We start from the raw sequence: 9,225 nt of genomic DNA, 5'->3' as shown, positions 1-9,225 counted from the left end.
TCCGCGAGGGCGTGCAGGGGCAGACTGTCGGGTGCGGTCATCGTGCTGATCTCCTTCAAAGACTTGGTCGTCTTGAAAGATCAGCCGGTGGCCGTTCTCATATCCGGACACTCACTCCGACGCCGGACCAAACGCCCGGATCAGGTGGGAGCCCGTACACCACTTCCCAGGACGCAACCCCCCTCCGGCCTTCGGCCTTGTGCGAGTCGTGGCCGATTCTGACACGCTTCGCCATGTCCTTCGCCTCCTCTCTGGCGCGCTCGCTCAGGATCGCGAAGACCATGCGGCCACCCTGAGATGAGTCCAGACCTTCGGAAACGGAGACGAGCCGCGCTTGCCGGCGGTCGAACTCGTCGAGCAACCGACCCACCGCCCCCATACCGCGCCGGTCGAAGCGGTCCGCCTTCCACACACCGAGTGTCTTGGACTTGCCGTCCATGATCGCTTGTGTGGCCTTCTCGAACTCCCTGCGTCGTACGTACGTCTTGGAAGCCGAGAGTTGTTCAAACCAGACGTGCCGGATCTGAAGCCCGTTCGCCTGCGCCCAGCGCACCACCTCTCGCAGATGCCCCCGCAGCGTGGCCAGGTCTTCCTTCTTGTTACTGCGTCGCAGGTAGGCATCCATGAGGCCGGACGGGTCCGACATCACAGGCTTATCCAATCCCAGGGTTTTCAGTTCCTCAGGGCTGAGCCCCAACCCGACTAGCGTCGCGTGATCCTCACGCACCACAACCCCCCTCTGCCCTCAGGAGAAATGGTACGGAAGTAATGGACCTTAGACGGCTACTTTCACGAAGTGCGGCACTACCTACGCGCGGTCGACGTGAAGGTGCTGGGATCGAGGTCCATCACACAAATCAAGGAGTGGTGTCATTCCGGACGCTGGAGTGCCCTGGCCGTTCTAACGGCGCTGCTGCCCACAGGACCAACACGGCTGAGGGATTGCGCACCAGCGTGACCGATCTTGCCTCCGTCCCTTACGTAGGCGCCCCACGCCGTCGGCACTGAGGCTCGCCGGCTGTCGCGCTTCCTCAGTAAGATCCAAGATCAAAACGCCCTCTCGGCACCCCGTTTACGTACCCGCTGCTCTACGCAACGGACAACTTTCGGCCAACCTGCACCAGAGATGGGAAAGGCCTGCCCAGCCTCCACCCACATGGCCTAGCTTGGCAGGCTGGGCTGCATGCGCCATCGGTCCATGGGCGAAATCGGGGGAATGAGATGGATCCAGTGACGGCTGTCGCGGCCGCGGGTGTCGCGCTCGTGGTCAAGGGGGCGCTGGAGAGCGCGGGTCAGGAGGCCGGGCGTTCGGGGTGGAGCGGCGGTACTCGACTGATCGAGCGGATCCGCGCGCGGTTCCGCGGCGACTCCGCCGCCGAGGCTGCGCTCGTCGAGGTGACTCGGACGCCCGACGACGAGAGCGCCCAGCATGCCCTGGAGCGGTTCCTTGCCGCCCATATGCTGCACGACCGCGGCTTCGAGGATGAGATGCGCCGCGTGGTGGATGAGGCCGTGGCGGCGCAGGGCAAGGGTGCGCAGGTCAACGCGGCGCTAATCAAGAACTCTCAGGTATTCAACGAGAAGGTCGAGATCAAGGGCGACTGGAACATCTCGTAGTCGTCCGAACGCCGCACTTCACTCCGTGTCACCGCCAAGCCCGGAAGACCGAGTTCCCTTGAGCGAGGAAGCAGCATCAGAGCACCGCCGGCCGGTCGGCACCTCCGCACCCGACAGCGCGCCGACGGACCCCGCACCGTCCACCGAAGAGTCCCCGAAAAGCGAATCACGCCCCTTCGACGAGGAGCGGGACGGGCCCGTCAGTGAGTCGGACGCACTGCGTTCGCTCACCTCGGACACTGGGCACGACGCAGCCGAGCGGGCCGAAGCGCGGCGGGCATCCGCAATCGCCGACCTCATCTCCGCGCGTCTGAACGCCGACGCGTCGGAGACCCGTATCGGCACGCTCGCGCTCTTCAACGAGACCGTCAGCTTCGGCGGCGGGTTCCACACCGGGGGTGCGCGCGACGCGGGGGAGCCACGGCGGGCAGGCACCGTGGTCGCCCTCGACAGCGTCGAACTCATTGAATTCACTGAGCTGTTCGTACAGCCTCAGGGGTACGACACAGCCCTCGACGACCTGTGCGAACAGTCCCTGCTCGTGCTGACCGGGCCGCCCGGCAGCGGACGCGCGGCCACCGCCGTCAACCTGCTGTCCGAGGCCTCCGCTCTCAGCGGCACCCAGGACGGCAACTGTTACCGCCTGCTCGATCCGTCGGCCCTGACCGAGTCCGGCTGGGAGCCGCCCGCGAAGAACTGCGGGTACCTCGCGGAGCTCGACGAAGGGCCTGCAGGTGCAAGGGATTTCGGGGTACGTCAGTTGGTGTCCGTTGCCGCTGCGCTGCGTGCGACCGGCTGTCGGCTCGTCCTTACCGGCGGCCACGACCTCGCGCTCGCTGCCACCAGCGCGAGCGGCAGCGAGACGTTCGCCCGTTACGAACTCAAGCCGCTCGACCCGCAGATGATCCTGGAGCGTCGGGTGCTCGGCCACGCACCGGAGCCCGATGCGCGAGCCCGGCTGCACGCGCTCCTCAGGGCCGACCACGCCATCAGTGCGCTGCGGGAGCAGCCCGCCGCCCGGAACGCCGTACACCTCGCATCGGTGATCACCGCGGAGGGCGATCTGGCCGCCGCAGTCGCGGCCCTGCGTGATCCGAGCGACCAGGTCCGTTCCTGGTTCCAGCAGCACCGGGCGCCCGAGGCGGTCGCCTTCGCACTCGCTGCCGCCGTACTCGAGGAGAGCAGCTACCTCACCGTTGCCGAGGCCGCCGTGAAGCTGCACGCCGCCCTGACCCCGCCCGAACCGGCCCCACCGGACCTGCGGTTCGCCGACCGTCTCGGCCATGAGCAGCAGTGGATTCGACTGGACTCCACCGGCTTGGGGCCGCTCGGTGCGAGCGGCCCGCCCCGGGTCCGGTTCCGAGGCGCGCTGCTCGGCCAGGCTGTCCTGGTCCACGCGTGGAACACGCTGGACGGGCGCCGCGAGGCCTTCCTCGAGTGGCTGCGCCGACTGCTCGGCCACCGCGACCTGGCGGTGCGGGCCCGCGCCTCCGTCGCCGCCGGGGTCCTCGCCTGGGCGGACCACCACTACGCAGTGCATCGGTTCCTCACCGGCTGGGCGAGCAGCACGTCCTGGCCCCAGCGACAGGCCGCCGCAACCGCGCTCGGGGTGGCCGGCAGCCGCCCCGAATCGGCCGAGGCCGTCTGGGCATTGCTGGACGACTGGGCTCAGGGGGGCAGCACTGCGTACGAACGGCGCCTCGCGGGCACCGCGGCGAACGCGGTGGGCGGGATCCTCGGACGCACCGCCCCCGACCGCGCCGCAGGCGTGCTGCGCAGCGCGCTCGACCACGGCGACGACTGGGGCACGCTGCCGTCGGTCGCCTGGGGCGGCGTCCACCTTGTCCATCAAGGACAGGCGGCCGCGCTCCTGGACGCCTACCTGGACTGGTCCGCACCCGGGGACCTCTCCCCCATGGTCGTCAAGACGCTGTCCGCCTTCGTCTTCGCAGTCTCCCGGCCGTACGAGCGTCCATCGGCGGAGACGGAGGCGTCGGGCGTCCCGGGTGTGCCCCTGCTACTCAGCTCCCTGCCCGAGCACGGTGAGCAGGTCGCGGAGCTGTGGGCGCGCGCGCTGGCCAGGCGCCCGGTGCAGGACTCCGCGCTGCCGGCCCTGCGGGAGTGGATCGACACCTACGCGCCCATGTGCCCCGAGGGCCTCGACCGTATCGCGGCGCTCCTCGCCGATGTGGCCCGCAGACCCGGCAAGCACCGCGAACGGCTGCTGTGGTGGCTCGACAAGTGGTCGACCGACCGCGACCGCCCGTCGGCGAACGCAGCGTGGCTGCGCCGCCGTATCTGACCTGTAGACGCAAGAGAGCGAGGCGGCAGACAGACCATGCAGGAACAGACATACGATCCGGTCGTCGAGGTCGCGGAGCTGCCCAAATGGCGGCTGACGAGTCCGCTGCGCCCGCCGGACCCCGGCCGCGCCCTGGTTTTGGTCCGCGACAGCGGCCCTTCGCTGACGATCCGCAGTGGAGAGGAGATCCCGTCGGCGCGATACGGCAGTTATCGCTCGGTGTTCACGGTGGATCTCGGGGAGCACCGCCTCGTCCTGGACATCCCGCTGCTCAGTCGCGACCCCACGTTCTCCTTCCGCAGCCGCCTCGACCTGATCTGCAGGGTCGCGGACCCGGCAGAGGTCGTCGCCCGCCGCATCCGTGACATGAGCGGCGCCCTGTACGGATATCTGCGCAGGACACTGAAAGAGGTGGCGCGGGACTACGACATCGCCGAGTTCCACGAAGCGGAGCAGGCGCTCAACACCGCGCTCGCCTCTTTCACCGGCGATGATGCCGTCCGGCTGCGCAACATCCACGTCGAGCTTCTGGTCGACGAGGACGAGATCGCCACCAGCGGGCGCGAGTACAGGGACGTGGTGCGGGAGACCAGGCTCTCGCGCATGCGGCGCACCCGGCACGTCGAGATGATCCGCGAGGAGGGCATCGACGGCCTCATCGCCGAGATCATGGAGAAGGAGGGGCCGCGCGCCGCGCTCGCCTGGATTGAGAAGAGCGAGGCGGAGAAGCGCGCGGTCAAGCGCGAGGTCATGCGGATGGTCCTGGAGCGCGGCGACAGCGACAGGGAACCGTTCGAGCAGACCGAGCTGGAGCGAACGGTACTGGAGGAGGTGCTGCGGGACGAGAACGGCCTGTTCGAGACGGCGACACGGCGCGGACGGCTGCGCGGTTCACTGTCCCGGGCCCTCGAACCGGCCGCGGCCGAACCCGCCGAGGAGGGAGCCAAGGCCCCACCCATCAGGGGCGAAGTGTTGCGCGAGGGCTCCGAAGCGCGGGGTGCCGGCCGGGTCTCTGGAGGCCGTACGGCCGGCGGCCGACGCGGGTTCGGTACGGACGACGCCCCGGGCCATGGGCGGGACGCCGACCGTGACGCACCCCCTCGCCGTCTCGCCGTCTCCGACGCACCGCCCGAGGACGAACCGTTGCCGCCCACGGGCAGCGCCTCGCCCCCGCGTCCCGCCGCTCCCGAGGCGCCGAAGGTGAGCCGGGTACGCGGCACAGCCAAACGCCGGCCCACCGATCCCGGCAGGGAGCCGCGATGAACCATCCGCGCCAGGACAGCAGCGCACCACCCCCTCAGCCCCGGCCCTCGTGGGTCGGGACCGGGGCGGCGACACTCGCGCCCGGACCCACCGTGCCGGCCGGACCGTCGGCGCCTCTGCCCACGCCACCCCGGCTTGCCTGGGGCGAGGAGCAGGGGCTGCTCCAGGCCGTGTCCGTGTGGACCGAGCGGGTCCCGGGTCGCGGGGAGGACGCGGAGCCGTTCGTCGCCCACCATTGGGAGTCGGGGCAGGGCATGCTGGCCGTCTTCGACGGCTCAGGGGGCGCCGGCGCGGCACCGGCGTGGCAGGCACCCGACGGCACGTCCCGCACCAGTGCCTGGGTGGGAGCGCGCACAGCGCGGCTCGCCACCGAGTGCTGGCTCCATGACGTCACCAGGGAGCGCCAGGACGTCGAACCGCAGTCGCTGCACACGTACCTGAAGTACTTCCTCGACAAGGCGCCGCAGCGGCACAGCAAGATCGGCGGCACTATGCGCCGCCAGTTGCCCACCACCCTCGCGGGCGTGCACTATCAGGTTTCCGACGGGGAGGCAGAGGTCGAGCTGCGCCCGCTGTGGGCGGGTGACTCACGGGCGTACGCACTGCTGCCGGAGAGCGGGTTGCACGTCCTCACCCGCGACCACACCCGGGAGAGCGACGCGCTGGAACTCCTGCGCAGCGACCCACCGATGACCAATCTCGTCTGTGCCGACCGGGACTTCGACATCGACACCCATCACTTGGTCCTGCGGCTACCGTGCGTGCTCGTCGCGGCCACGGACGGGTTCTTCGGCTACGTCCACGCGCCCGCCGACTTCGAGTACCTCCTGCTACGTACGCTGCAGCAGGCCGGTGGCGCGGCCGAATGGGCCCACCTGCTCCGGCGCGAGGTGGAGGCCTTCACGGCCGACGACGCCTCGCTCGCGCTGCTCACCCTCGGCTACCCGGACTTCGATTACCTGCGGTCCCGATTCGTGCCCCGTCTACGGGAGTTGGCCGACCAGCTGTCGCGTGGCAGGCCGAGCGCTCTCACGGCCGCGCCGGACCCTGCCGCGGATCCGTACGAGACTGCGGCCCAGATCAAGGCATGGCAGGACCAGTCGTGGCAGGCGTACCGCCCCGATTACGAGTCGTATCTGCCGCCTGCGCCCGAGGAGCTCGCATGAAGCAAGGAGACGTGATCGCGGGTTACCGCATCACCACCGCGCCCACCAACGCCAACGGCGGGAAGTGCATCTGGGCCTTCGCCGAGAAGTCCGGCTCCACGTACTTCATCAAGCAGTTCCTCGAGCCCAAGCGGCCAAAGGACGACGCCCATGACTCGCCGAGTCTGCGGGTCAGGCGGCAGCTGGCCCAGGAGTTCGAGGAGCGGCACCGCACGATCATGAAGCGGCTGCGGCCCGACGCGCACGGCGGCGGCAACCTTGTGCTCGCCACGGACTTCTTCCACGAGGGCAGCACCTACTACAAGGTCACCGAGCGCATCGACACCTCCAGCCTGGAGAAGCCGCAGGCGCTGGAGCCACGCCCGAAGATGGTCCTGCTCAAGACGCTCGGCACCAGCCTGAAGCAACTGCACGACATCAACGTGGTGCACGGTGATCTCAAGCCGCTCAACGTGCTGGTGCAGAAGCGGGACGACGCGGCTTTCCACACCGCGAAGTTGATCGACTTCGACGATTCGTACGTCGCGGGCAAGCCCCCCGCGCCCGAGGACATCTCCGGTGACTCCGTGTACGGGGCGCCGGAGTGGCGCCGCTATCTGCAGCAGGACGCCTCCGTCGGGCCCGAGCGACTGACCTGCGCCGTGGACGTGTTCGCGCTCGGCTTGATGACCCACCTGTACCTGGCAGGCGAACTCCCTCGCCACGACGCACGATTCGGCTCTCCGGCGGACACGGTCAACGCAGGCGAGCGGCTGCGCCTCGATCCGCGCCTGTCGGACGAGATCCAGGGGCTGCTGCGGGCTATGACCCAGGCGGACCCCAAGCAGCGCCCGCGCATGATGACGTATCTCAAGGCGCTGTCGGACCCGAAGGTGTGCGCTCTCCAGAACCGCCGTTCCGGTTCTGCTGCACCGAAGAAACCGCCCACAGCGGACAGTTCAGCACCGCGCCCGCGCACGAGCCGGGTCCGCGCCAACCTCAAGCCGCGCACGGGAAGCCCCGCCCCCGCACCGCGCCCCGCACCGGCCGAGCCCGCGCCCGCTTCCCCGGAGCCGGACGCCGTGCCGGCCCCGGCCACCCCGCCCGCTCCCCGGTCCTCCCGCGTACGCATCAACCTGGGCGACCGCAGCCGGGACCGCAACGCACCGTGAACCAGGAGTCGTACATGAACCTCACCAACGACCAGTACCAGGGAAATCTGCAGTACGCCGTCGACATCGTGCTCTGCATCGACGCGACCGGCAGCATGTTCCCCGTCCTCGACAACGTGAAGTCGAGCGCGCTGCAGTTCCACGACCGCCTCAACGACGTGATGGCGAAGAAGGGCAAGGCCATCAGCCAGCTGCGTCTGAAGACCATCGCATTCCGGGACTTCGGTGACGACCCGGCGACGGCGATCGAGCAAACCGACTTCCTGCGTCTGCCCGACCAGGCCAAGGACTTCGAACGGTTCGTGCGCGGCATCGACGCGGGCGGCGGCGGTGACATCCCGGAGTCGGGCCTCGAAGCGCTCGCCCTCGCCATCAACTCCCCCTGGGAGACCGGTCTGGACCGCAGGCGCCACGTCATCGTGATGTTCACGGACGCCCCCGCCCACCCGCTCGGCACCGTGGGCGCCTCCGCTCAGACCTACCCGAGGAGCATCCCGCGCAGCATCGACGACCTCTTCGAGCAGTGGGGGTACGCCCGCAGCCAGACCGCTGTCATGGAGCAGTCGGCCAAGCGGCTCGTTCTGTTCGCGCCGGACCAGGAACCGTGGAAGGACCCGATCTCCGAGGAGTGGGACCTCACCTTGCACTTCGAGTCCAAGGCGGGCGAGGGCCTCGAGGAGTTCGAGATGGACGAGATCATCGAGACGATCGCGAACAGCCTGTGATCCTGCGACTGGAGTGGCCCGGATTCCAGCTCGTCTACGACGAGGGGGTTCTGGGACTGCGCTGGTCCCGCGCCGCGGACCTGGAGGTCAAGGCCGAACTCTGCATCGAGGCCTCCCTGCGCCCCAAGTCGGGCGACGGGTTGTGCCAGTTGGTGCTCCGGTTCAAGAGCGCACCATCCGATGCGACTGACCTGATCGTGGTGCGGGTCGGCGTCCCAGCGACCCACGTCCAGAGCGTCGAGCAACTGATCCAGCGGCTGCGACGCGAGCACGACGTGCCAGACCGGCAGGCCGACGAGGTCGAGACCGACGAGTTCGTCCGGGCCCCCATGGGGACCGACGGCTGGGTCTTGGCGCCCACGGGTCCCGCGTCCGAGGAGCTCTTCGGCGAGGTCATGGACCGGATTGAGAACGACACCGACTGAGTCGGGGACTCCCGGCCCACGTACCAGGGAAAGGCATTACAGGGGTGGCGGCAACGGCCAACTGGCGCTGCGCGGACTGCGACACCTTCAACAATCCCGCGGAGAAGGCCTGCACGATCTGCAGCAGTACCCGACGTGCACCCGCCCCCGCTCCTGCCACGACCCCGCGCAGCAAGAGCGCTCCGCGGCCGGCGGCCAAAAGACCGTCACCGGCCAGGCCGGCCACGGACTGGCGCTGCACCAAGTGCGACACGAACAACCGAAGGTCTGATACATCCTGCTTTGTCTGCGGCACCAGCTGGAGGGCGGTGACAAAGCCTGCGAGGAAGTCGCCGTCCAAGTCAGCCAAGCCCGCTTCGGGCGTCTCGGCGAAACCGGGGCCCAAGAAGCCGATCCCGAAGAAGACCACGTCCTCGTCGGGCTCGTCGGGCTCGTCGGGCTCGTCGGGCTCGTCGGGCTCGTCGGGCTCGTCGGCCAAGAAGACTACCCCGAAGCGCCCGTCGTCCACTGGCTCTACGGGCTCCACGCGCACGGCGTCCAGCCCGCGCCCCGAAAGCCTCTTCCACCCGCCGTCCA

Annotated in this window: 9 protein-coding genes; 7 read left to right on the top strand and 2 right to left on the bottom strand. The window is 69.1% G+C overall.

All coding sequences use genetic code 11. From position 1 onward, the window contains the following. Positions 1-97: 97 nt before the first annotated feature. Positions 98-727: a recombinase family protein gene (locus CG719_RS19745; RefSeq protein WP_159024900.1), complete on the bottom strand. Its 630-nt coding sequence runs from the start codon at positions 725-727 to the stop codon at positions 98-100. 494 nt (positions 728-1,221) lie between these two features. Here CG719_RS19745 and CG719_RS19740 point away from each other — a divergent pair, with 494 nt between their 5' ends. Genes CG719_RS19740 through CG719_RS19710 form a run of 7 tightly spaced genes read left to right on the top strand, consistent with a single transcriptional unit; the run spans position 1,222 to position 8,649 of the window. Further along, complete coding sequence (locus CG719_RS19740; protein WP_100569971.1) at positions 1,222-1,617, top strand: hypothetical protein; 396 nt, start codon at positions 1,222-1,224, stop codon at positions 1,615-1,617. Positions 1,618-1,675: 58 nt separating this feature from the next. Continuing rightward, the gene (locus CG719_RS19735) at positions 1,676-3,919 is read left to right on the top strand and encodes a hypothetical protein (RefSeq protein ID WP_100569970.1); all 2,244 of its coding nucleotides are present in this window, start codon (positions 1,676-1,678) and stop codon (positions 3,917-3,919) included. A 36-nt stretch (positions 3,920-3,955) separates the two neighbouring features. Then, on the top strand, positions 3,956-5,182 hold the full coding sequence (locus CG719_RS19730; RefSeq protein ID WP_100569969.1) for a hypothetical protein: 1,227 nt from the start codon (positions 3,956-3,958) through the stop codon (positions 5,180-5,182). Continuing rightward, a complete protein-coding gene (locus tag CG719_RS19725) occupies positions 5,179-6,348 on the top strand; it encodes a serine/threonine protein phosphatase (RefSeq protein WP_234375649.1) in 1,170 nt (389 codons plus the stop codon). The genes CG719_RS19730 and CG719_RS19725 overlap by 4 nt, the downstream gene beginning before the upstream one ends. Continuing rightward, positions 6,345-7,499 (top strand): protein kinase domain-containing protein, encoded by a 1,155-nt coding sequence (locus tag CG719_RS19720; protein WP_234375648.1) that lies wholly within the window; start codon positions 6,345-6,347, stop codon positions 7,497-7,499. Before CG719_RS19725 ends, CG719_RS19720 begins: the two co-directional genes overlap by 4 nt. Positions 7,500-7,513: 14 nt before the next feature. Next, positions 7,514-8,224, top strand: coding sequence for a vWA domain-containing protein (locus CG719_RS19715; RefSeq protein ID WP_100569968.1), 711 nt, complete (start codon positions 7,514-7,516; stop codon positions 8,222-8,224). Then, positions 8,221-8,649, top strand: coding sequence for a hypothetical protein (locus tag CG719_RS19710; RefSeq protein ID WP_100569967.1), 429 nt, complete (start codon positions 8,221-8,223; stop codon positions 8,647-8,649). Before CG719_RS19715 ends, CG719_RS19710 begins: the two co-directional genes overlap by 4 nt. Here CG719_RS19710 and CG719_RS19705 read toward each other — a convergent pair. Next, positions 8,618-9,127 (bottom strand): hypothetical protein, encoded by a 510-nt coding sequence (locus tag CG719_RS19705; protein WP_159024899.1) that lies wholly within the window; start codon positions 9,125-9,127, stop codon positions 8,618-8,620. The two genes, CG719_RS19710 and CG719_RS19705, sit on opposite strands and share 32 nt — an antisense overlap. Between the last annotated feature and the right edge of the window lie 98 nt (positions 9,128-9,225).

The organism is Streptomyces sp. CB01373 (assembly GCF_002803075.1).
Classification (GTDB): domain Bacteria; phylum Actinomycetota; class Actinomycetes; order Streptomycetales; family Streptomycetaceae; genus Streptomyces.
This window is presented reverse-complemented; position numbering and strand designations above follow the sequence as displayed.